The organism is Micromonospora sp. A200 (assembly GCF_029893845.1).
Taxonomy (GTDB): domain Bacteria; phylum Actinomycetota; class Actinomycetes; order Mycobacteriales; family Micromonosporaceae; genus Micromonospora; species Micromonospora purpureochromogenes.
On the sequence record NZ_JARXXY010000009.1, the window covers coordinates 156,034 to 178,361 of the forward strand.

Annotated in this window: 21 protein-coding genes; 19 read left to right on the forward strand and 2 right to left on the reverse strand. The window is 72.4% G+C overall.

Features of this window, described 5'->3' with window-relative positions; genetic code table 11:
- Nucleotides 1–43: 43 nt before the first annotated feature.
- The 15 genes from M2302_RS11500 (at nucleotide 44) to ahcY (ending at nucleotide 16,067) form a co-directional block, all read left to right on the forward strand.
- Nucleotides 44–475, forward strand: a complete 432-nt coding sequence (locus tag M2302_RS11500) for a YbaB/EbfC family nucleoid-associated protein (protein ID WP_280837905.1) — start codon at nucleotides 44–46, stop codon at nucleotides 473–475.
- Nucleotides 468–812 (forward strand): hypothetical protein, encoded by a 345-nt coding sequence (locus M2302_RS11505; RefSeq protein ID WP_280837906.1) that lies wholly within the window; start codon nucleotides 468–470, stop codon nucleotides 810–812. Before M2302_RS11500 ends, M2302_RS11505 begins: the two co-directional genes overlap by 8 nt.
- A gap of 18 nt (nucleotides 813–830) precedes the next feature.
- A complete protein-coding gene (locus tag M2302_RS11510) occupies nucleotides 831–3,968 on the forward strand; it encodes a toxin glutamine deamidase domain-containing protein (RefSeq protein WP_280837907.1) in 3,138 nt (1,045 codons plus the stop codon).
- Nucleotides 3,969–4,165: 197 nt separating this feature from the next.
- Complete coding sequence (locus tag M2302_RS11515; protein ID WP_280837908.1) at nucleotides 4,166–5,281, forward strand: hypothetical protein; 1,116 nt, start codon at nucleotides 4,166–4,168, stop codon at nucleotides 5,279–5,281.
- A complete protein-coding gene (locus tag M2302_RS11520; protein ID WP_280837909.1) occupies nucleotides 5,274–5,711 on the forward strand; it encodes a hypothetical protein in 438 nt (145 codons plus the stop codon). Before M2302_RS11515 ends, M2302_RS11520 begins: the two co-directional genes overlap by 8 nt.
- 78 nt (nucleotides 5,712–5,789) lie before the next feature.
- Complete coding sequence (locus M2302_RS11525) at nucleotides 5,790–6,374, forward strand: DinB family protein (RefSeq protein ID WP_280837910.1); 585 nt, start codon at nucleotides 5,790–5,792, stop codon at nucleotides 6,372–6,374.
- Nucleotides 6,375–6,447: 73 nt separating this feature from the next.
- Entirely contained in the window at nucleotides 6,448–6,639 is a 192-nt protein-coding gene (locus M2302_RS11530; protein ID WP_280837911.1) for a hypothetical protein, read from the forward strand.
- A gap of 393 nt (nucleotides 6,640–7,032) precedes the next feature.
- Nucleotides 7,033–7,668, forward strand: a complete 636-nt coding sequence (gene nfi, locus M2302_RS11535) for a deoxyribonuclease V (RefSeq protein WP_280837956.1) — start codon at nucleotides 7,033–7,035, stop codon at nucleotides 7,666–7,668.
- A 387-nt stretch (nucleotides 7,669–8,055) separates the two neighbouring features.
- Nucleotides 8,056–9,123, forward strand: a complete 1,068-nt coding sequence (locus M2302_RS11540; protein WP_280837912.1) for a hypothetical protein — start codon at nucleotides 8,056–8,058, stop codon at nucleotides 9,121–9,123.
- A gap of 69 nt (nucleotides 9,124–9,192) precedes the next feature.
- Entirely contained in the window at nucleotides 9,193–10,575 is a 1,383-nt protein-coding gene (locus M2302_RS11545) for a phosphomannomutase/phosphoglucomutase (RefSeq protein ID WP_280837913.1), read from the forward strand.
- Nucleotides 10,576–10,637: 62 nt separating this feature from the next.
- Nucleotides 10,638–10,823, forward strand: coding sequence for a Trm112 family protein (locus M2302_RS11550; protein WP_088963849.1), 186 nt, complete (start codon nucleotides 10,638–10,640; stop codon nucleotides 10,821–10,823).
- Nucleotides 10,820–12,016 carry an SIS domain-containing protein gene (locus M2302_RS11555; RefSeq protein ID WP_280837914.1) on the forward strand — a complete coding sequence of 399 codons (1,197 nt, stop codon included), beginning with the start codon at nucleotides 10,820–10,822 and terminating at the stop codon, nucleotides 12,014–12,016. The genes M2302_RS11550 and M2302_RS11555 overlap by 4 nt, the downstream gene beginning before the upstream one ends.
- Before the next feature lie 73 nt (nucleotides 12,017–12,089).
- On the forward strand, nucleotides 12,090–13,097 hold the full coding sequence (locus M2302_RS11560; RefSeq protein ID WP_280837915.1) for a cation diffusion facilitator family transporter: 1,008 nt from the start codon (nucleotides 12,090–12,092) through the stop codon (nucleotides 13,095–13,097).
- A gap of 2 nt (nucleotides 13,098–13,099) precedes the next feature.
- Nucleotides 13,100–14,263: a mannose-6-phosphate isomerase, class I gene (gene manA / locus M2302_RS11565; RefSeq protein ID WP_280837916.1), complete on the forward strand. Its 1,164-nt coding sequence runs from the start codon at nucleotides 13,100–13,102 to the stop codon at nucleotides 14,261–14,263.
- Nucleotides 14,264–14,579: 316 nt separating this feature from the next.
- The gene (gene ahcY / locus M2302_RS11570; protein ID WP_280837917.1) at nucleotides 14,580–16,067 is read left to right on the forward strand and encodes an adenosylhomocysteinase; all 1,488 of its coding nucleotides are present in this window, start codon (nucleotides 14,580–14,582) and stop codon (nucleotides 16,065–16,067) included.
- A gap of 232 nt (nucleotides 16,068–16,299) precedes the next feature.
- On the opposite strand, the gene M2302_RS11575 is transcribed toward ahcY, so the two are convergent.
- Nucleotides 16,300–16,452, reverse strand: a complete 153-nt coding sequence (locus M2302_RS11575; protein WP_170285359.1) for a hypothetical protein — start codon at nucleotides 16,450–16,452, stop codon at nucleotides 16,300–16,302.
- A gap of 283 nt (nucleotides 16,453–16,735) precedes the next feature.
- Here M2302_RS11575 and efeU point away from each other — a divergent pair, with 283 nt between their 5' ends.
- Genes efeU through efeB form a run of 3 tightly spaced genes read left to right on the forward strand, consistent with a single transcriptional unit; the run spans nucleotide 16,736 to nucleotide 20,189 of the window.
- Complete coding sequence (gene efeU, locus M2302_RS11580) at nucleotides 16,736–17,689, forward strand: iron uptake transporter permease EfeU (RefSeq protein ID WP_280837918.1); 954 nt, start codon at nucleotides 16,736–16,738, stop codon at nucleotides 17,687–17,689.
- Nucleotides 17,690–17,718: 29 nt separating this feature from the next.
- Nucleotides 17,719–18,852, forward strand: a complete 1,134-nt coding sequence (gene efeO / locus M2302_RS11585) for an iron uptake system protein EfeO (RefSeq protein WP_280837919.1) — start codon at nucleotides 17,719–17,721, stop codon at nucleotides 18,850–18,852.
- Between the two features lie 23 nt (nucleotides 18,853–18,875).
- Nucleotides 18,876–20,189 carry an iron uptake transporter deferrochelatase/peroxidase subunit gene (gene efeB, locus M2302_RS11590; RefSeq protein WP_280837920.1) on the forward strand — a complete coding sequence of 438 codons (1,314 nt, stop codon included), beginning with the start codon at nucleotides 18,876–18,878 and terminating at the stop codon, nucleotides 20,187–20,189.
- Nucleotides 20,190–20,252: 63 nt separating this feature from the next.
- Here the strand turns inward: efeB and M2302_RS11595 are convergent, their stop codons facing one another.
- Nucleotides 20,253–21,245, reverse strand: coding sequence for an RDD family protein (locus tag M2302_RS11595; RefSeq protein WP_280837921.1), 993 nt, complete (start codon nucleotides 21,243–21,245; stop codon nucleotides 20,253–20,255).
- A 41-nt stretch (nucleotides 21,246–21,286) separates the two neighbouring features.
- Here M2302_RS11595 and M2302_RS11600 point away from each other — a divergent pair, with 41 nt between their 5' ends.
- Nucleotides 21,287–22,324, forward strand: a complete 1,038-nt coding sequence (locus tag M2302_RS11600) for a stage II sporulation protein M (RefSeq protein ID WP_280837922.1) — start codon at nucleotides 21,287–21,289, stop codon at nucleotides 22,322–22,324.
- Nucleotides 22,325–22,328 lie beyond the last annotated feature (4 nt).

Genomic DNA, 22,328 nt, shown 5'->3' on the forward strand with positions numbered 1-22,328 from the left:
GGCACCCGGTATGGTTCGCCTGACTGAACGTGACCGGGGGAGGGTGGCGTTGGCCGAAAGTGTCGACCGGGAGGCCAATCGCGCGCTCCGGGCGCGGTTCGACGAGGTGTACGGGCAGTACCGGCGGCTACGGTCCGGTTTGGACGAACTGCAGACCAGGCTGGCGGAGCTGCGGATCACCGAACGCTCCGACGACGGCCAGGTGACCGCCACCGTGGGAGCCCGGGGCGAGTTGATCGCCGTGGAGCTGAGTCCGGCCGTCTACCAGGCCCGGGACGCGAGAGCGCTGAGCCGGAAGATCACCACGACGGTCCACCGGGCCACCGCTGCCGCCGTCGCCGCCACCCAGGAACTGGTTGCCGGCTACCTGCCGGCGGGATCCGGCTCGGTGGACTTCCTCCGCAGCGGCGACTTCGGCGCGCTGCTCGGCCGGGCCGACGCGGCGTTCGGGGGCGAAGGGGAACGGCGTGGCTGAAGGGCAGCTCTGGCTCGACCCGGACCGGGCCCGGCGCGGCGGGACCGACCTCCACCTCGCCGGCGAGGCGGTCGGCGCCCGATGTGAGCAGGTCGGCGGTCGCATCGCGGCGGCGAGCGCGCAGCGTCCGTGGGGTCGCGACGACATCGGCGCCGCGTTCGAGAAGAGCTACCGCGGCTACGAGCAGACGCTGCTGCGTGCCTGGGAGGGAGTCGGCCAGGCGCTGGCCGGGCTCGGTGCCGACGTCGTGTCGTCCGTAGAGGCCACAGTGGAGACCGACGCCGCCAGCGGCCGGCGACTCGACGGAGTGTCCGGCCAGCACGACTACCGGCGCTGACCTGCGGAGGACCGAGCCGTGAGCCTGCTGCCCAGCCCGATCCCGCACCCACTCGACTACAGCCCCTGGGACCTGCCGGGCTGGGTCTACGAGGCACTCGACTGGGTCATCGGGGTGGAGTGGCCCGAGGGGGACGAACGCGCCGTCTGGCACGTCGCCGACCAGTGGTACGGCGTCGCCGCGGCGCTCGCCGGGCCACGCGACGACGCGATCGCCGCCGCGGCCGAGGTGCGCAGCGGGTACGGCGGCATCGGCCTGGTGGCCGAAGCGTTCGACACCGCCTGGCGGCGGGTTGCCGAAGGCGACGAGGCGCCCCTGCTCGTCCTGCTCGCGGTCAGCAACGACCTCGGCCGGCTGGTCGAGGAGTGCGGCTGCGACATCGAGGGCGCCAAGCTCGAGGTCTGGATCGAGTTGGGCATCCTCGTCGTCGAGCTGCTGGCGATCGCCGTGGCCAGCGTGGTGACCGCCGGTGCCGCGTCACCCGCCGTGGGGGCGGCGACCACCGCCAGCCGACTGGTGATCCAGCAGATCTTCAAGCGGCTGCTGGCCCAACTCGCGAAGAAGGAACTGAAGCAGGGCCTCAAGGAGGCCGGGGAGCGGGCCGCCAAGGAGGTGGCCCGGGGCGGCATGCGCGGGCTGGGCAAGCGCGCGGCCAGGGGCGGGCTGGAGGAGGCGGCGGAGGAGTCCGGGATCAGCCTCGCCACGCAGGCGTACCAGAACTCCACCGGACGTCGCGACGGCGTGGACCTAGCCGATCTCGGCGCGTCGGCGGTCGGTGGGCTCGCCGGCGGCGCGGTGGCGCCGCTGGCGGGGCTCGGCCGGCAGGCCCACGGTCGCGGGGCGCGGATCGTCGAACACTTCGGCCGGGAGATGACCGGCGAGACCCTCGCCGAGGGCGCGGCGGGTCTGGCCACCGGGCAGGGCGTCATGTCGCTGGAGGACGCCGCGCGGGCGGCCGTCTCCGGCGCCACCGGTTCGGCCACCGGCCAGGTCGACGCGGCGGTGCGCGCCCGCGTCGACGGGCAGTTGAGTGCGCTCGCCGCGCCGCTCCCGCCCATGGAGCTGCCCCTCGGGTCGCCGGCGGTGGCTGCGGGCGACCTCCCCTCGCCCCGCGACGGATCGTCTTCCGAGGCGGGCGCTTCGGCGTTGTCCGGCGGCTCCGGAACGGGCGCCACGCTCGCCGCCTCGCTCGCGGATGCCGCTCCGCCCGCACCGCAGCCGGACCGGGGGCCAGCGGCGGTCGGCAAGGGGGACGCAGTCCCGGCTGTGGAGGTCGGATCGGCACCGGATCGCGGGGCGTCAGCGGCCGTCACCGTGGACGCCGCCGCATCGACTCAGGCGGGGCACGGGCCGTCGTCGGGCAGCCCCACGCTCTCGTCGGTCACCGCCGAACGTCCGCTCTCGCCACAGGTTGGCGAGGTGCCTGCCACCGCGGCTCACTCCACCACCACACCGACGGCTGCCAACCCGGCGACGTCCGCCCCTGTGACCACCGGCCCCGTGACGACTTCCGCCACGATGACGTCGCCCGCGACCGTGACGACGTCCGGCACCGTGACGACACCCAGCACTGTGACGACGTCCGCCACCGTGACCTCGTCCGGCACCATGACGTCGACCGGCGCCGGGGCGGTCGGCAGCGCGGCGACCAGCGTCCCTCCGGCCAATGCGAACGGGTCTGCGTCGGCGCCCCCGCCGGTGGCCGCCGCCCACGGCAGCCCTCCGGCCGTCACCGCGCCGCCCGTGCAGCGGCCCACCCCGGCGGGTGCGGAAGCGCCGCCTCGGCAGGGTCCCGGGACACCGGAGCAGGACGGTGACGTCGCCACCCCGAACCGGTTCGCGTCGCTGGAGGCGCTGGCCCCGGCGACCTCACCACTTCCCGAGGCGCAACCCTCGCCCGTTCCACCGGCACCGTCCACCGAACGGCCGCGTCCGAGGACGCCCGAGTGGTACGCCGCGAAGTGGGCGGCCGAGCGGGAAGCCCTTGAGCGACGCCGCTACCAGGGCTATTTCGAGTCGCAGCGAGCCTGGTACGAGGACAAGCGGCGGTTCGACGCGGCCAGCCGCCGAAAGGATGTGGCTCGAACCCACGAGGAACGGGCACGCCGGTCCGCCCGTCGTGCGATCGAGCTGCAGCGCGAGGGCCGCGTCGAAACGGCGGACTGGTTCCAGCGGCTAGCGAACCAGGACCAGCGTGACGCGTTCGACGAGCAGGATCTGGCCGATGACATCCTGGCCGGCAGGGTCGTGCCGGACGAGGTGTTCATCGACAACCCGGCCGACTTCCAGCGGATCAACGATGATGTCGCCGATCTGGCCCTCGGTGCGGTCGAGACGAGCGACCGGTCGGCGCTGACCGGTGCCTACGACGACCCGCCGCCGATCGACCGTTCCCGCCGGTACGGGCAGTGGGGTGGGCTGCGCCCGCCGCTGGCACTGCACCAGACCGACCTCGAACGGCAGATGCCCCGCCACTCCGACGGCAGCGCCGTGCGGACCCCCGATCCCCGGCAGGGCGGGTGGTTCGCGCTCGCCAACGACGGCGGGCCGCAGGCCGACCCCACGCGCGGCATCAACTGCCTCGACTGCACGCTGTCGCTCTTCGAGACCTGGGTACACGGCCGGCCGCGGGTTTCCGCGCCGCGTACCTTCGACGGCTACGCCGCGGGTGACATCCAGTGTCCGATCATGGGCGAGAAGAATGGCCCGCGGCGGGTGGAGCAGGTCACCGGCGGGCGTTTCCAGAAGCTGGTGGGCCGTCGGGAAGCGGCGACGGACAGTTCGACCCTGCGCGACGCGGTCGACCGTGGCTTCGACAACCTGCAGGTCCAGCTGAAGATCGGCCACGGCAGCTACGCGTTCCTCATCACCGAGTGGGAGAACGGCGGGTCGCACGCCTGGGTCGCCCTCAACCAGAACGGCACCATCCTCTACCTCGACCCGCAGAGCGGCGCGGTCCACGACCAACCCCTCTACCGCCACGGAGGTGTCGCCGACCCGGACAACGTCATCAGCGTCGACGCCCTCGTGCTCGGCGGTGACGGCCGGCCGATGCCGTTGGGTGGGCTGGCCCGGGGACGATTCAGGTCCTCCCCGATCTGCCTGACTATCCGTCGACGCCCGAGGACGAGGCCGGGTACGGCGACCCGTACCTGAACCGCCTCCACCTGCTCGACGGCCCGGGCGCAGCTTCCCCCGGAAACGTTCCTCCGGCAAACGGCGGGACACCTGCCGCGCCCGACCCTCCGTCGGAGGCCGATGAGCCGCCCGGCGAAGCGGAAGAACTGCGGCGAGCACGTCAACTGGCGTACCGCGAGCGCCAGGCTGCCGGGCTGCCGGCTGGTGACGTCGTCGTGGCGAGCGCCGATCTCGACGCGGTGTTCGAAGCGGGCGTCACCCCTGCCGAGGTCGCCGCCCAGTTCGACGGTCCGACGCTCCGGCGGCTGGCGCCGCACCTCGACGAGTCGGCGGCCCACGACGTGGCACGGTTGCTCGCCGATCCGCGGGTTGCTCGCATGCTCGACGAAACCTGGCAGACACCCCCGTACGGCGAGCCGATGCTCGCCGAGACGCTGGTCAGACAGTTGATGCAGCATCCCGACCTGGCACGGATGATCCTGACCACGCCGGAGCTCGCGAACTCGCTGACGGCGCGTCCGCTGACGCTGCATCACCTCGCAGCCCATCACCAGGCCATCGACGTCCTGGGGTCAGTGCTCGACGACATTGCCGAGCGCGGTGCCGGGGTGTTTGCCGCCGACGACGGGTCGGTCGAAGCCACTCCGTTGACGGAGGAGCAGCGCGACATAAGTGACTCCTTCACCGGCATCGACGACCTGGCAGTCCAACCAGGGTTCGATCTCAGTCGGAAGTCGGATCCCCTGTACCGTCAGCGCTACCTCGATTGGTTGTATCAAGAGGCGGTTGTGGCCCAGGCTGAGGTGACGGCTCTCGCTGAACGCCTTGCTAGCCGTGCGGGCGAAGGCGCGACAGCGAAACCACGGCCAGGTCCGAAGGACAGGCAGCGCGCTGAGGACAAGGTGATCAAGTATGGGTCGGATGTTTCTCTGTTGACGGACCTGGCCGCTGCCAAGGTTGTATTCACCCGCCTGCAGGACCTGTACCAGGCACTGCGCCAACTGCAATCAGAACCCGGAGTCAGAGTCGTTGAGTTCGAGGACCGATTCATCAGTCCCCAGGCCAGCGGGTACCGAGACGTGCAGATGATGCTGCGCACGGCGAATGGGCATGTGGCAGAGTTCCGGTTGCATCTTGCTGCCTTGGACGAGGTAGCCACGTGGGAGCACGCACTCTACAAGGTAAGGCGGGACTTGAAGGGCATAGCTGATCAAGATGGACGTGGCATGTCCTCGATGGAGTCCGCGCTTCGTAACGGGATCCTCAAGCAAGAGCGGCAGCACTTCTGGGTGGCGCTGCGGAGGACTTTGGGGCGGGTGAAGGATGAATAGGGCGCCCGGGCTGAACCTCCCCGCCTACTTCAGTTATTACAAATCGCCGGTCAAGCTTGTGCCGACGCCTGAAGGCGGGCTGGCGGCATGGCGGCTGTCAACCGACACCGGCGGTTGGGAGCCGGCGATTGACATAGTTGACGAGATCCTTTTCGCTCGTGGTGGCGAGATCAGCAGTCTCACTGCCGACCAATTCGTGCAACGGACCGAAAGTCTCCGAGCTCGGTATCTGAGCGGCACAGGACCAATCTTCGCTCTATACGAGACGGTTCAGGCGATCCAGGAAGCGGCTGGCGCCGAAGGGCGGCGTCTGGCGGCGACTGAGATCGCATTGATCACGGGCATCAGACGGAAAACCTTTATCATGTTCGAAGAGCAACTCCGAAGCGCCGGTGACCCAGCCGCTGACCCGTCGTTAGCTGCTGCTTGAACAACTTCCGGCGGCGAGACTGAAAAGGTCGACGAGAAATCCGTTGCGGTCGTTCGCTGGCTAGGTCAGGGTCGCGAGATGACGGACCCGCACGCCGACATCCCCGCTGACCTCCCCACCCGCTCCTTCGGCTGGTCGGACATGTTCCTCAAGCCCGAGGACGACCCCCGCTCCGACGGTGGCTTCGACGACGAGCGGAGTCTCCTGGTCGGCTATCTGCGTGACCACCGGCTGACCCTGGAACTCAAGTGCGCCGACCTCGACGCCGAGGCGCTGGCCCGGCGCAGTGTGCCGCCGTCGACGATGTCGCTGCTCGGCCTGGTCCGGCACATGGCCGAGGTGGAGCGGGGCTGGTTCCGCCGCACCATGGCTGGCGAGGACGCGCCGCGGATCTGGTGCACCGAGGAGGAGCCCGACGCCGACTTCGACGGCGCGGTCGCCGACCCGAAGGTGGTCGAGGAGGCGTGGGCGGCCTGGCGTGCGGAGGTCGCGTACGCCGAGCGGTTCGTCGACGAGGCTGCCGACCTGGGCGTCAAGGGGCACCGGGGAGACCTGACCATCTCGCTGCGCGAGCTGCTGGTGCACATGATCGAGGAGTACGCCCGCCACAACGGTCACGCCGACTTCCTCCGCGAGCGCATCGACGGTCGCGTCGGCCAGTGACCTGGACGAGCGGTGCGGGGGGTCCGCTGGGTGGGCACGGTAGCGGTTTGTGAGATCCACATAGGCTCGGGCCATGACGAACTCCGGCATGTCCAAGCGGCAGTCGACGGCATGGGCGAGCGGCCTCCTGCTGGGCCTCGTCATCGGCCTGGCCCTCTTCCCGGATACTGGCGGGGTGGCCTTCGGCGTCGCGATCGGTGTCGCCTTCGCGGTCGCCTTCGGCGGCACGGATGAGCGGCCGGGCAAGGCCGCCAGCGGCGAATAGCGACGTCGCCAGCTCCCGCCACGCGGCGGGAGTGTCGATGATCCACACCATCTGCGCGATGTTGCGGTGTCCGTCGCTCGGGAACACCGCAACATTGCTCAAACGGAGTCGATCAAGCCCGAGCATGAGTGAGCCGGACGCCGCCGAAGGTCTACGGCGGCGGGATGGAGCGACACGGAGCCGAGCAGGCCGAGAGCGGAAGACGGCAGGGCCGGTAAGCGGCGACGACCGACGGTGCAGTCCTCGATCCCGGCGCGGCCGAGAACGGCTGATCCGGCTGCGGGCCCTGACCGAGGGTCGGATCGCGATGCCCAGCGGGGACGGAGAGACGCCCAGCGGGGACGGAGAGGGGCGCCGGTGCAGGTGCACACGCCGGAGACGGTCGCCGAGGCGGTGGCCGTACAGGATCGGTTGCGGCCGCTCGCGGACCTGGTCGGGCCCGGTCCGCGCCGGCCCGCGACGGTGGCCGGGCTCGACGTCGCGTACGCGGAGAGCGGTGACCTGCTCGCGGCGGCCGTCACGGTGCTGGACGCCGCGACCCTGACGGTGGTGGACCGGGCGGTGAGCGTGGGGCGGCCGGCGTTCGAGTACGTGCCGGGGCTGTTCGCCTTCCGGGAGCTGCCGGCGTTGCTGGCCGCCCTCGACGGGCTGACGGTGCAGCCGGAGCTGCTGGTCTGCGACGGGCACGGGCTGGCCCACCCACGCCGGTTCGGGCTGGCCTGTCACCTGGGAGTGGTGACCGGGCTGCCGGCGATCGGGGTGGGCAAGACGCGGCTGGTCGGCGAGTCGGCGGAGCCGGGGCGGCGGCGCGGTGACAGCACGCCGCTGGTCGACGGGGGCGAGACCGTGGGGCGGGTGCTGCGGACCAGGGACGGCGTGAAGCCGGTCTTCGTCAGCGTCGGGCACCGGATGAGCCTGGACAACGCCGTCGACCAGGTTCTCGCGCTCACCCCGCGCTACCGGCTGCCGGAGACCACCCGCACCGCCGACCGGCTCTGCCGCGACGCCCTGGCCGCCGCCTCCACCTGACTCCTTACTGGTCCGGAGCGGGGAACCCCAGTGGATGCCCGCCGTGCTTCCGCTGTCGCCCCCACCCGCCGCGAGGCGACCCGCATGGCGGCTCCCACCGGCTATGTCCGTCACCGTCATCGCCCATCCCAGCGGCGATTCCGACGACCTACGCCCCGGATCGCCGTCGCCCGCACCCAACGCGACGACCTCTCGCGACGCCGTGCCCAGGCACCGCTGAAGCCCCACCCGCAACCTCACAGAAAGGGCGGCCGGCGTGATCCAGGAAACGGCCAGCAGGGTAATGCGGCACACATCTGGAGCGCTCAATGGCGATAGGCCCCCCTGGCCCGGTAGTAACCTGACGCCGGACTCCAGCGGGGGAGAGACGGTGAGGTGGAGATGTCCGTGCGTCGGCAGGTCGTACGGCTGGTGACGGCTGCTGCGCTGCTCGGCGGCCTGCTCGTCGTCGGCGTCGCCCCCGCGTACGCCGACTCCGACCGGGTCGGGGTGCGTGCGGCGAGCAGCTTCAGCGCGGGCGGTTCCCCGGGCGGCGTCTCGATGGAGGTGCGCAAGCGTACGGAGGGCTGCGTGCTGCTGCGCAGTTCGCTCGGGTTGCGGCTCACCGGGTTGAATCCGGACCAGGTGCGGGTACAGGTGAACATCGGCGGTCGCTGGTTCCCGGTACCGGTCTCCGGCGCCGGTGGCAGCGTCGCCACCGGCCGTACCTCGCCGGCGAATGCCACGTTGTGCAAGGGGAAGAGCATCACCGTTCGCTACCGGGTCGCGTTCGTCGCGGGCGCGCCGGCGGGCAGGTTGGAGGTGGTCGGCGAGGCGACGACCGCCGTCGGCCGGTTGATCGGCCGGGGCGCCGACACCTCCCGGGTCGGTGGGCGCCTCGCCGCGAGTCCGTCGCCGACCCGCAAGCCCACCCCGACGCCCACTCCGAGCGCGACCGAGACCCCGGCCGCCGTCACGGACGAGCCGACCCAGGCCGCCCTCGCCGCTCCGAACACCGGCCAGGCCACCGCCGCTGCCGAAGAGTCCTCCGGAGGATCCATGATCATGTGGTTCGGCATCGCCCTGGTAGCCATCGGCGCCGGGTTGATCGCCCTGCTCATCCGCAACAACCGTAAGGACCACGGGCCCGCCGGCGAGTACCCGGCTGTCCCGCTGCCGCGCAACCCCGGTCCGACCACCTACCGCTCCGGCGGTGGGGTGCCGGGCGCGACCCCCGCGCCAACCCCCCAGGGGTACGGCCAGCAGCCCGCCCCCGCGCGCCCCAGCGGCCTGTACGGCGGCGCCGGCGCGTACCCGACCGTCGCGCCCACCCCCCGCCCGTCCGGCGGGGTGTACGGCGCGCCGACCTCGGCCCCGCCCGCCGCCACGCCGCCCGCGCCGCAGCGACCCGCCACGCCGCCGGCCGCCCCGCCCGACGGTGAGGCGACCACCTTCATGCCCCGCCTCCCCGGCTAGGACGGGGCGGACCCGGCCGCTCCGTTAGGCTCAGGTTCGTTGAGGACCTGCTGTCGAGGAGTGAACCCGGTGTCTGACCTGTCCCAGATCGTGAAGGCGTACGACGTCCGGGGGACGGTGCCGGACCAGTGGGACGAGCGCACCGCCGAGGCGCTCGGAGCCGCCTTCACGCAGGTGCTCAACGACACCGCCGAGCCGGGCGACGCCGTGCTGATCGCGCACGACATGCGGGCCACCGGCCCCGCCCTGGCCAGCGCCTTCGCCACCGGCGTGCGCGCCGAGGGCCGTACGGTGATCGAGCTGGGGCTGGGCTCCACCGACATGCTCTACTACGCCTCCGGCGCGCTGGGCCTGCCGGGCGCGATGTTCACCGCCAGCCACAACCCGGCGCAGTACAACGGCATCAAGATGTGCCGCTCCGGCGCCCGCCCGATCGGCCAGGACAGCGGCCTGGCCGACATCAGGGACCGGGCGCAGGCGCTGCTCGCCGCCGGTGAGCGGGTGGCCGGCGAGCCGCCCGCGCCCGCCCAGCGGCGCGACCTGCTGCCGGACTACGCCGCGCACCTGCGCAAGCTGGTCGACCTGTCGAGCATCCGGCCGCTGAAGGTGGTCGTCGACGCGGGTAACGGGATGGGCGGTTACACCGTGCCCACCGTGCTCGGCGAGGCCGCCCTGCCGGCCCTGCCGCTGGAGATCGTGCCGCTCTACTTCGAGCTGGACGGCACCTTCCCCAACCACGAGGCGAACCCGCTCGACCCGAAGAACCTGGTCGACCTCCAGCGCGCGGTGGTGGCGCACACTGCCGACATCGGGCTCGCCTTCGACGGCGACGCCGACCGCTGCTTCGTGATCGACGAGCGCGGCGAGCCGGTCTCCCCGTCCGCGATCACCGCCCTGGTGGCGGCCCGGGAGCTGGCCAAGCACCCCGGCTCCACGGTGATCCACAACCTGATCACCTCCCGCGCGGTGCCGGAGATCATCCGCGAGCACGGCGGCCAGCCGGTGGTGGCCCGGGTCGGCCACTCGTTCATCAAGGCCGAGATGGCCCGCACCAACGCCGTCTTCGGCGGCGAGCACTCCGCGCACTACTACTTCCGGGACTTCTGGTTCGCCGACACCGGCATGCTCGCCGCCATGCACACGCTGGCCGCCCTCGGCGAGCAGTCCCAGCCGCTGTCGATCCTGGCCAGCATCTACGAGCGGTACGCCGCCTCCGGTGAGATCAACTCCACGGTGGCCGACCAGGCGGCGAAAATCGCCGAGGTGCGCGCCGCGTACCCGGAGGCGGAGGTCGACGAGCTGGACGGCCTCACCCTGCGCTTCCCGGACGGGGCCTGGTTCAACCTGCGCCCCTCCAACACCGAGCCGCTGCTGCGGCTCAACGTGGAGGGCCCGACCGAGGAGCGGATGATCTCGCTGCGCGACGAGGTGCTGGAGCGCGTTCGCCGATAAGATCGCCTGCGCCGGTCGGCACCGCCGACCGGCGAGACCGCACACGTGGAAGGAGCCGCACCGTGGCCCTGGACCCGCAGTTGCTCGAGATCCTCGCCTGCCCGGACACACACCACGCCCCGCTGGACTACGACGCGCAGGCGCAGACCCTCACCTGCACCGAGTGCGGTCGCGTCTTCGAGGTACGCGACGACGTACCGGTGCTGCTGCTGGACGAGGCGCGCGGCGGCCCGGAGGCGCAGCGGTGATGGACGGTTCGGCCGGGGTCAGCGGCCGGCGGGTGGCCGACGAGTCGGTGCTGGACAACCCGGACACCTTCGCCGAGCAGGACCCGGGCGGCATGCTCCGCTTCACCGCCTCGGCCGGCGCCCAGGTGCGCGAGTCGGCCGCCCTGGCCGCCGAGGCCAACCTGTCGCTGCTGGAGGACGACCTTCGCCCCCGGGCGGTCGTCATCGCCGGCATCGGCACCGCCGGGCGTACCGGTGACGTGCTCGCCACGGTCGCCGGGCCGCGCTGCCCGGTGCCGGTCATCCCGCACCGCAGCGCCGGCGTGCCCGGCTGGGTCGGCGCGGCCGACGTGGTGATCGCGGTCAGCGCCTCCGGTCGCAGCCCCGAGGCGCTCGGCGCCGCCGAGGCCGCGCACCGCCGGGGTGCCCGGCTGGTCGCTGTCGGGGCGCCCGACTCGCAGCTCCAGTCGGTCGCCGAGCGGGCCCGTGCCCCGTTCATCCCGGTGCCCCGGCGCGCCCCGGCCCGGGCCAGTCTCTGGGCGCTTACCGTGCCGGTTCTGCTCGCCGCCCGTACGCTCGGCCTCGTGAAGGTCAACGAGGCGGATCTGGCGGAGACCGCGGCCCGGCTGGACGCCGACGCCGACCGGTGCCGTCCCACCGCCGAGTCCTTCGTCAACCCGGCGAAGTCGCTGGCCCTCGGGCTGGCCGGGTCGATCCCGATCGTCTGGGGGTCCTCCCCGCTGGCCACCGTCGCGGCCCGGCGCTTCGGCGACACGCTGTCGGCCAACGCCCGCTACCCGGTGGTGACCGGGGCGCTCGGCGAGGCCGGCCGCGGGCGCGTCGGCCTGCTCGACGGCGTCTTCGGCGGCCTGGTCGAGTCGGCGCGGGACATCTTCGCCGACCGGGACGAGGCCGAGGGCGACCCGACCCGGCTGCGGCTGGTGCTGCTGCGCGACGGCGGGCTCAACGCCGAGGACGACACCGACGAGCCGCTCGCCGTCGAGGAGCGCCGCGCCGAGGCCGTGCAGACCCTCGCCGAGCGGCGCGGGGTGCGCTGCGACGTGGTGACCGCCGAGGGCGGCTCCGCGCTGGAGCGGCTCGCCTCGCTGGTGGCCGTACCCGACTTCGCCTCGGTCTACCTGGCCCTGGCCCACGGCCTGGACCCGATGGCGGTCCCGGCGATCACGGAGATGAAGGAGCTGTCGAACCAGTGAGCGAACGCAAGGGGCGAACGGTCCTGCTCAGCGGCGCGGCGACCGGTGTCGCGCGGCGGAACGGAGCGGGAGCGTGAGCGCGAACGGCGGGACGAGGGCGATCGTCGCCGCCCTGCTGGCCAACGTGGGCATCGCCGTCACCAAGTTCATCGCGTTCCTCCTGACGGGTTCCTCGTCGATGCTGGCGGAGTCGATCCACTCCGTCGCCGACTCCGGCAACCAGGGCCTGCTGCTGCTCGGCGGCAAGCGGGCCAAGCGCGAGGCCACCCCGCAGCACCCCTTCGGGTACGGCCGGGAGCGCTACATCTACGCGTTCATCGTGTCGATCGTGCTGTTCAGCGTCGGTGGCCTCTTCGCGCTCTACGAGGCGTACCACAAGTGGCACGAGGGGGGTGGCATCGAGGAGTACAAGGCGGTGCCGGTCGTCGTGCTGGTGGTCGCGATCATCATGGAGTCGTTCTCCTTCCGGACCGCGATCAAGGAGTCGAACCACGTCCGGGGCAACCAGTCCTGGGTGAGGTTCGTCCGCCGGGCCAAGGCGCCCGAGCTGCCGGTGGTGCTGCTGGAGGACCTCGGCGCGCTGGTCGGTCTGGTCTTCGCGCTCTTCGGTGTCAGCATGACCCTGATCACCGGTGACGGGGTGTGGGACGCCCTCGGCACCGCGATGATCGGCGTGCTGCTGGTGGCCATCGCGATCATCCTCGCCATCGAGACCAAGAGCCTGCTGCTCGGCGAGGGCGCGGAGACGCACGACCTCGCCGCCATCGAGAAGGCGGTCACCGAAGGCCCCGAGGTCGAGCGGATCATCCACATGAAGACGCTCTACCTCGGCCCCGAGGAGCTGATGGTCGCCGCGAAGATCGGCGTGTCGGCCCGCCACAGCGCCGAGGAACTGGCCCGTGGCATCAACACCGTCGAGGCCCGCATCCGCGCCGCCGTGCCGACCGCCCGGGTGATCTATTTGGAGCCGGACATCTACAGCGCCGCCGCGGAGCGCGCCGGCACCGGTACGGCCTCGCACACCGCCGTACCGGGGTCGGAGACCGAGCCGGGCGACGCCGCCGGGCGGGCCGGAGGCTGAGCATGGAACCGCTGTACGGCCCGATCCGCGACTACGCCTGGGGGTCCCGCTCGGCCATCGCCGAGTTGCAGGGGCGCCCGGTGCCCAGCGACGGGCCGGAGGCGGAGCTGTGGCTGGGCGCCCACCCGGGCGCCCCGGCCACGGTCGACCGCGACGGCGACCGGGCGAGCCTGGTCGACCTGGTCGCCGCCGAACCGGGCCACTGGCTCGGCGCGCAGGTGGTCGACCGGTTCGGCACCCGGCTGCCGTTCCTGCTGAAGGTCCTCGCCGCCGACGCGCCGCTGAGTCTGCAGGCCCACCCGGACCCGGAGCAGGCCCGCGCCGGGTACATCGCCGACGGCGCGCGCGTCCAGGGGCGCCGCAACTACGTCGACCCGTACCACAAGCCGGAACTGCTGGTCGCGATCGCGCCGATGGAGGCGCTCTGCGGGTTCCGCGACCCGGCGGACTCGGCGGACGTGCTCGCCGCGTTCGGCGTACCCGCGCTGGAGCCGGTGGTGGCGGCGTTGCGCACCGGACCGACGGGCCTGCGGGACGCCGTGCGTCTGCTGTTGGCCTGGCCGGCGGCGCAGCGCGCCGGGCTGGTCGACGCGGTGGTGGCGGCGCGGGTCGCCGGCCCGGACGCCGAACTGGCCCGGTCGCTGGCGGCCGACTACCCGGGCGACCCGGGGGTGCTGGTGGCGTTGCTGCTCAACCACGTGCGGCTGGCGCCGGGGGAGGCGATCTGGATGCCGGCCGGCAACCTGCACGCCTACCTGCGCGGCACCGGGGTGGAGATCATGGCGGCCAGCGACAACGTGCTGCGCGGCGGGCTCACGCCGAAGCACGTCGACGTCGACGAGCTGCTGCGGGTGCTCCGCTTCGAGGTGCTGGCCGAGCCGGTGGTCCTGGCGCGGCCGGTGGCGCCGGGCGTGGTCTGCTGGCCGGTGCCCGTCGAGGACTTCGCACTGCACCGGGTGACGGTGGACGCGGCCACGCCCGAGGTGCGGCTGCCGCTGCCGGGGCCCCGGGTGGTGCTCTGCCGGGCCGGCCGGGTCTCGGTGGACGACGGGACCGGCCGAGTCACCCTCGCTCCCGGCCAGGCCGCCGTCGGGCCGGCCGCCGCGGGCCCGCTGGTCTTCACCGGCGAGGGTGAGGCGTTCGTCGCCACCGCCGGCCTCCGCTGACGCCTTGTTGAACTGACTCCCGGCCCTCGCGTCTCTCCCGGTCCTCGCGTCCGCGACACGAGTCCGACTTTTCCGAAATAGCTTGACTCGCCTCTGGCGCAGTGTGACTCTATGGGTACGCAGCGTTGTCGCGACGAAGGTCCGGTAGCGCGCGGGGAACCAAACCGGGGGGATGCACGGGGCGGCCGGCTCGTGGACGGAAAGTCTGTCCATCACCGACCGCCCCGTGCGCTGTCTTCGGCGGCCGCCCGTGCGGGGCTGGACCATGCGCGTAAGGTGGAAGGTCGCGCAGCACACCCGTTCGACAGGAGCTTCCATGACCAGCACCCTCCCGGCGTCCACCAGTGGCGCGCGGCCGAGCACCCTCGCCGAGGGCGACTACAAGGTGGCGGATCTGTCGCTCGCCGAGTTCGGGCGCAAGGAGATCCGGCTCGCCGAGCACGAGATGCCCGGCCTGATGGCGATCCGCCGCGAGTTCGCCGACGCCCAGCCGCTCGCCGGCGCCCGGATCACCGGCTCGCTGCACATGACCATCCAGACGGCCGTCCTGATCGAGACCCTGGTCGCGCTCGGCGCGCAGGTCCGCTGGGCGTCCTGCAACATCTTCTCCACCCAGGACCACGCCGCCGCCGCGATCGTCGTCGGCCCGAACGGCACCCCCGAGGCTCCGGCCGGCGTACCGGTGTACGCCTGGAAGGGCGAGAGCCTGGAGGAGTACTGGTGGTGCACCGAGCAGGTGCTCGCCTGGCCCGACGGCGCCGGCCCCAACATGATCCTCGACGACGGTGGTGACGCCACCCTGCTCGTGCACAAGGGCGTCGAGTTCGAGAAGGCCGGGGTCGTCCCGCCGGTCGAGTCCGCCGACTCCGAGGAGTACGCGGTCATCCTCGGGCTGCTGCACCGCTCGCTCGCCGAGGACGGCCAGCGCTGGACCCGGATCGCCTCCGCCATCAAGGGCGTGACCGAGGAGACCACCACCGGCGTGCACCGGCTCTACGAGATGCACCGCGCCGGCACCCTGCTCTTCCCGGCCATCAACGTCAACGACTCGGTGACCAAGAGCAAGTTCGACAACAAGTACGGCTGCCGCCACTCGCTCATCGACGGCATCAACCGGGCCACCGACGTGCTCATCGGCGGCAAGATGGCGGTCGTCATGGGCTACGGCGACGTGGGCAAGGGCTGCGCCGAGTCGCTGCGCGGCCAGGGTGCCCGGGTCGTGGTGACCGAGGTCGACCCGATCTGCGCGCTCCAGGCGGCGATGGACGGCTACCAGGTCGCCACCCTGGACGACGTGGTCGAGCAGGCCGACATCTTCATCACCGCGACCGGCTGCTTCGACGTCATCACCAACGAGCACATGGCCCGGATGAAGCACCAGGCCATCGTCGGCAACATCGGCCACTTCGACAACGAGATCGACATGGCCGGCCTGGCCAAGCGCTCGGACGTCACCCGGGAGAACATCAAGCCGCAGGTCGACCTCTGGAAGTTCGACGACGGCCACGCCATCATCGTGCTCTCCGAGGGCCGCCTGCTGAACCTGGGCAACGCCACCGGCCACCCGAGCTTCGTGATGTCGAACTCGTTCGCCAACCAGACGATCGCCCAGATCGAGCTGTTCACCAAGACCGACGAGTACCCGATCGGCGTGTACGTGCTGCCGAAGCACCTGGACGAGAAGGTCGCCCGGCTGCACCTGGGCGCGCTGGGCGCCAAGCTCACTCAGCTCACCAAGGAGCAGGCCTCCTACCTCGGTGTCGCCATCGAGGGCCCGTTCAAGCCGGAGCACTACCGCTACTGAGTTCCGCCTCAAGGACCGGGTCGGCCGCCGCGCGGCCGGCCCGGTCCTCTTCGCGTACGCCCACAGTCAAGTCCCCCGCCGCTCCGCGCCGGCTCCCGCCGCGGCCGTCCGCCCGCCGGCCCCGCCCGCCGGCCCCGGTTGCGGCGTGTTGCTGTGTCCGGGCATGGGGATACCGCGACACGCCGCAACTCGGGTGGGACGGGACGTCGTGCCGCGCCCGGCGTGACGGGGGTCAGCGTGGGGTGCGGCGGGTGGGGCGGATCCAGGTCCAGACGCACCAGGCCAGCCAGGCCAGTGACACGGCGGCGGCCAGCGGGCGCAGCCGCAGCTCGCTGAGCACCACGACCAGCGCCAGCACCGCCAGCCAGGGCAGCAGGCCCCTCACGGTCGGCGTCCGGTGGCGTGGGGTTGGTCGGTGGTGGACCGCCGCCGGTGTGCGGGGTCGCCGGCCGCCGGCGTGGGGACGGAAATCTCTGGCGGCGGTGGGTCGGCCGGCGTGCTGGTGGAAGTGATCAAGGGGCCTCGTCCCGTCCGTGAACGTCGGGCCGATCCTGTCACGGGACGGACAAGTGAACTCGTGGCGATCGACTTGACGGCACCATGGGAGCGGGAGGAAGGTAAGTCTGCCCTAAGTTAAGTGAGGCAATCCTCATCAAGCCGGAGCATCGATGTTCGCCACGTACCTGATCGGCCTGCGTGAGGGCCTGGAAGCGACCCTGGTGGTCAGCATCCTGGTCGCCTTCCTGGTGAAGTCGCAGCGCCGGGACCGGCTGCCCCAGGTGTGGGCCGGCGTCGGTCTGGCCGTGGTGCTGTCGGTGCTCTTCGGCTGGCTGATCGAGTACACCTCCAGCTCGCTGCTCGCCCGGTCCGAGGACCGCGAGCTGTTCGAGGCGGTGACCTCCGTCGCGGCCGTGGCCTTCGTGACCTGGATGATCTTCTGGATGCGCAGGGCCGCCCGGATGATCGCCGGCGAGCTGCGGGGCAAGCTCGTCGAGGCGCTGGCGGTCGGCTCGCTCGCGGTCGCCGGCATGAGCTTCCTCGCGGTGATCCGGGAGGGGCTGGAGACCGCCCTGATCTTCTACTCCGCCGCCCAAGGCGCGGCGGGGGACAGCGGTCCGCTGCTGGCACTGATCGGCGGGATCGTCACCGCCGTGGTGATCGGCGTCCTGCTCTACGCCAGCGCGCTGCGGATCAACCTGTCGAGGTTCTTCACCTGGACCGGCGCGCTGCTCATCCTCGTCGCCGCCGGCATCCTCAAGTACGGCGTGCACGACTTCCAGGAGGCCGGCGTCCTGCCCGGCCTGAACGACCTGGCCTTCGACATCACCTCGGTGCTCGACCCGAACACCTGGTACGCCGCCCTGCTCGCCGGGATGTTCAACATCACCGCCACCCCGAGCGTGCTCGAGATGGTCGCCTGGGTCGCCTACGCCGTGCCGGTGTTGTTCCTCTTCCTCCGCAAGCCGTCGCCCGCCGGCAAGCCGACCGCGCCGGCCGCGACGCCGACTCCGCCCACGACCGCCCCGGCCGGCGAAGCCGCCCCGGACACGGACGCCGCCCCGGCCAGTGGGCCCGCCGAATCCGACGTCGATCGCCCGGCCTCCGCGCCGCAGCGCGCCTGAACCCACCTGCTCCGAGGAGACAGAAACTGATGCGTACCACCCGCTTCCTGGTGCTCGCCGCTGCCGGCGTGCTGGCCGTCACCGGTGTGACCGCCTGCAGTGACGGCAAGGAGCAGGACGGCGCGAAGGGCGCCAACGCGGTGAAGGTCAAGGCCAGCGACACCACCTGCGAGGTCGAGGTCACCGCCCTCGACGCAGGCCAGGCGACCTTCACCATCACCAACTCCGGCAGCAAGGTCAACGAGTTCTACGTGTACGCCGCCGGTGACCGGGTGATGGGCGAGGTGGAGAACATCGCCCCGGGGCTCAGCCGCGAGCTGCGCGTCGAGCTGCCCGCCGGGACGTACGAGACCGCGTGCAAGCCCGGGATGAGCGGCCGGGGCATCCGGGGCGCGCTGAAGGTCAGCGGCACCGCCCCGACCGTCGCGCCGGACGCCGCGCTCGCCCAGGCCACCGCCAGCTACCAGCGGTACGTGGCCAGCCAGACCGGCGCCCTGCTGACCAAGACCGAGGAGTTCGTCGCCGCGGTCAAGGCCGGCGACGTGGCCAAGGCCAAGGCGCTCTACCCGGTCACCCGCACCTACTGGGAGCGGATCGAGCCGGTGGCGGAGATCTTCGGCGACCTCGACCCCAAGATCGACGGCCGCGAGGAGGTCATCGAGGAGGGGATGGAGTTCACCGGCTTCCACCGGATCGAGAAGGACCTCTGGCAGTCCGGCGACATCAGCAAGGACGGCCCGATCGCCGACCGGCTGCTCGCCGACGTCAAGGAGATCGTGGCCAAGGCCAACGCCGAGAAGCTCAACCCGCTCCAGCTCGCCAACGGCGCCAAGGAGCTCCTCGACGAGGTCGCCAGCGGCAAGATCACCGGCGAGGAGGACCGCTACTCGCACACCGACCTCTGGGACTTCAACGCCAACCTGGAGGGTTCGAAGGCCGCGATCGCCGCGCTGCGCCCGGCCCTGGAGCAGCGCTCGCCCGAGCTGGTCACCCAGCTCGACACGGAGTTCGCCAACGTCGAGAAGGCGCTCGGGCAGCACCGGGCCGGTGACGGCTGGAAGCTGCACACCGAGCTGAGCAAGGCCCAGCTCAAGGAGCTGTCCGACAGCATCAACGCCCTCGCCGAGCCGATCAGCAAGGTCGCTGCCGTCGTCGCCCGATGACGGCCGGTCCCACAGGAGAACCGATGAGCGAGCAGAGCAGCGCGTCCGCCACGTCCGCCGAGGCTCCTCGGGGCGGGCTGTCCCGGCGACGGGCCATCACCCTCGCCGGGGTCGGGGTCGCCGGGGTGGCCGGCGTCGCCGCCGGCGCGGGCGCGCTGCTCCGCGACGCCGACCAGGCGGTGGCCGGCGACGTGGCGGCCGGCGCGGTGCCGTTCCACGGCGAGCACCAGGCCGGCATCACCACCCCCGCGCAGGACCGGCTGCACTTCGTCGCCTTCGACGTGATCACCAAGGACCGGGCCAAGCTGGTGGCGCTGCTCCAGGAGTGGACGGCCGCCGCCGCCCGGATGACCGCCGGCCGGGACGCCGGGGTGATCGGCGCGGTCGACGGCATGCCGGAGGCCCCGCCGGACGACACCGGTGAGGCGCTCGGTCTGCCGCCGTCGCAACTCACCCTCACCATCGGCCTCGGCGCGACGCTGTTTCGGGACGCGCAGGGCCGGGACCGGTTCGGCATCGCCGATCGCCGCCCCGCCGCCCTGGCCGACCTGCCGCACTTCGCCGGGGACGCGCTGCGCCCGGAGATCTCCGGTGGCGACCTCTGCGTCCAGGCCTGTGCCAACGACCCGCAGGTGGCGGTGCACGCCATCCGCAACCTGGCCCGGATCGGCATGGGCGTGGTCAGCGTCCGTTGGTCGCAGCTGGGCTTCGGGCGTACCTCGTCGACCTCGCGGGGCCAGGCGACGCCACGCAACCTCTTCGGCTTCAAGGACGGCACCGCCAACCTCAAGGCGGAGGACGCCGCGCTGCTGCGCGAGCAGCTCTGGGCCCAGCCCGGTGACGGGCCGGACTGGATGACCGGCGGGTCGTACCTGGTCACCCGGAAGATCCGGATGCAGGTAGAGACCTGGGACCGCACCTCGCTGGTCGAGCAGGAGCAGATCGTCGGGCGGACCAAGGGCGTCGGCGCGCCGCTGGGCCGCCGCGACGAGTTCGACGAGCCCGACTTCGACGCCAAGGGCGACGACGGGGAGCCGGTGATCGCCGACGTCGCGCACGTGCGGCTCGCCCACCCGAGCCGCAACAACGGCGCCCGGCTGCTGCGCCGGGGCTACAACTTTGTGGACGGGTCCGACGGGCTGGGTCGCCTCGACGCCGGACTCTTCTTCATCGCGTACCAGCGGGATCCGCGCAAGCAGTTCGTGCCGATCCAGACCCAGCTCGCCCGCCACGACGTGATGAACGAGTACCTGCGGCACGTCTCCAGCGCGCTCTTCGCCTGCCCGCCCGGCGTCCGGGACGCCGCCGACTGGTGGGGCCGCTCGCTCTTCAGCTGACCGTTTCCCGCCGCCGCCGTGCGGTCGAGCGGGCCAACGTGCCAGCAGCCGGTCCGACGGCCGTCAGGCCGGGGGCGCCGGCGGGCCGGGCGCGGGGCGGGGGGCCGGGACCGCGGGCCGGAGGCCGGCCGGGGTGGCGTCCGCGGTCGCCCCGACGGGTACGACGGGTGTGGCTGGGGCCGGTGACAGTTCGGGCCAGAGGCTGGCGGTGAGCGTGCGGGCCCGCCGCAGCCGCAGCGCCCCACGGCGGTTGCGTTCGGCCAGCACGGCGGCCAGCAGCAGCTGCTCCGGTACGCGGGCCGGCGGTGGCGGCGTCGTCACCGCGGCCACCTCGCTCCATAGTGCCCGCGCCAGCAGGGTCCGCGACGGCTCGACGAACCGGTGCGCCCGGGTCAGGTACTGGCGCAGGGCCAGGGCCAGCGGGTCGTCCAGCCGGGTCAGGTCCAGGCGGACCGCCCAGCCGGTCAGCGGCGGGATGATCATCGGTGCCGGCAGCCAGGGCTGCTGGGTGCGGGTGTGCACCACCATCGTCCCGGCCACCAGGTCGCCCAGCCGCCGGCCGCGCCGGTCGGTGAGCATCACCGCCACGCCGGCGACCCAGCTCAGCAGCGGCAGCACCAGACCGGGCCACTCCACCGCGACCCCGACCAGCGCCCGGCTCAGCGACTGCCGTACCCCGACCGGGCCGCCGTCGGCGCTGACCACCCGCAGCCCGACGGCCAGCTTGCCCGGGGTGCGGCCGTGGTTGAAACGTTCGAAGAGCACCGGGTAGCCGACCAGCAGCAGCACCAGCAGGACGGTCGCCAGCGCGTTCAGCAGGGCGCCGTCCACGCCGGGCAGGGCGTTCAGCGACAGGCCCGCCAGCGCCATCGCGAGCAGCACCACCAGCACCAGCTGGACCGCGACGTCCAGCAGCAACGCCAGCACCCGGGAGCCCAGCCGGGCCGCCCGCACGTCCAACTGGACGGCCTCGCCGCTGACCAGGCCGGCGTCGGCGCCCGTCGGGGAACGGTCGGCCGCGCCGGTCGCGGCGGGCACCGGTGGTTGCGCTCTCACCCGCACAGTGAACACTATGAGCGCCGGACGGGGGAGGACGAGTGGATCTCGACGCGTACGTCGCCGAGCACCAACACGAGTGGCGGCGGCTGGAACAGCTCTGCGACCGGCGTCGGCTGGACGCCGACGAGGTCGACGAGCTGGTGGCGCTCTACCAGCGCGCCGCCACCCACCTGTCCGCGCTGCGCAGCCGCTCACCCGACCCGGGTCTGGTCAGCCGGCTCTCCCAGCTGGTGCTGCGCGCCCGGGCCCGGGTGACCGGGCGGCCCGGCGCATCCTGGTCCGCGGTGGCCCGGTTCGTCACCGTCGGCTTCCCGGGTGCCGTCTACCGCGCCTGGCCGTGGTGGTGCGCGGTGGCGACCGGGTTCAGCCTGCTCAGCGGCTTCCTCATCTGGTACGTCGCCGGCCACCCGGAAACCGCCGCGGCGTTCATCGGCCCGCAGGCGGCGGCCGAGCTGGTCGAGTCGGGCTTCGCCGGCTACTACACCGAGTTCTCCGCGCCAACCTTCGCCTTCCACCTGTGGACCCACAACGCCTGGGTAGCCGCCCAGTGCCTGGCGTCCGGCGTGCTGGTGGTGCCGGTGTTCTACCTGCTCTGGCAGAACGCGCTCAACGTCGGCGTGGTCGGCGGGGTGATGGTCTCCTACGGCCGGGCCGACGTCTTCTTCGGACTGATCACTCCGCACGGCCTGCTGGAGCTGACCGGGGTCTTCGTCGCCGCCGGGGTGGGCCTGCAGACGGCGTGGGCGTGGATCTCCCCGCCGGCGCACCTGGCCCGGGGCCGGGCCGTCGCCGAGGCGGGCCGCTCGGCGATCCTGGTCGCCGTCGGCCTGGTCGGGCTCTTCGCGGTCTCCGCGCTGCTGGAGGCCTTCGTCACCCCGGCGCCGGTGCCGATCGCGCTGCGCGTGGCGCTCGGGGCCATGGTCTGGCTGGGCTTCCTCGGGTACGTGGTGGTCCTCGGCCGTCGGGCGGTCGCCGCCGAGCCCACCGACCCCTGGCTGGCCGAACTCTGGCCCTCCACCGATCCCGTCCGCGCCTGGCACCGACCGACCCCGACCGCCGACCCCGCTGGTCGCTGACCTG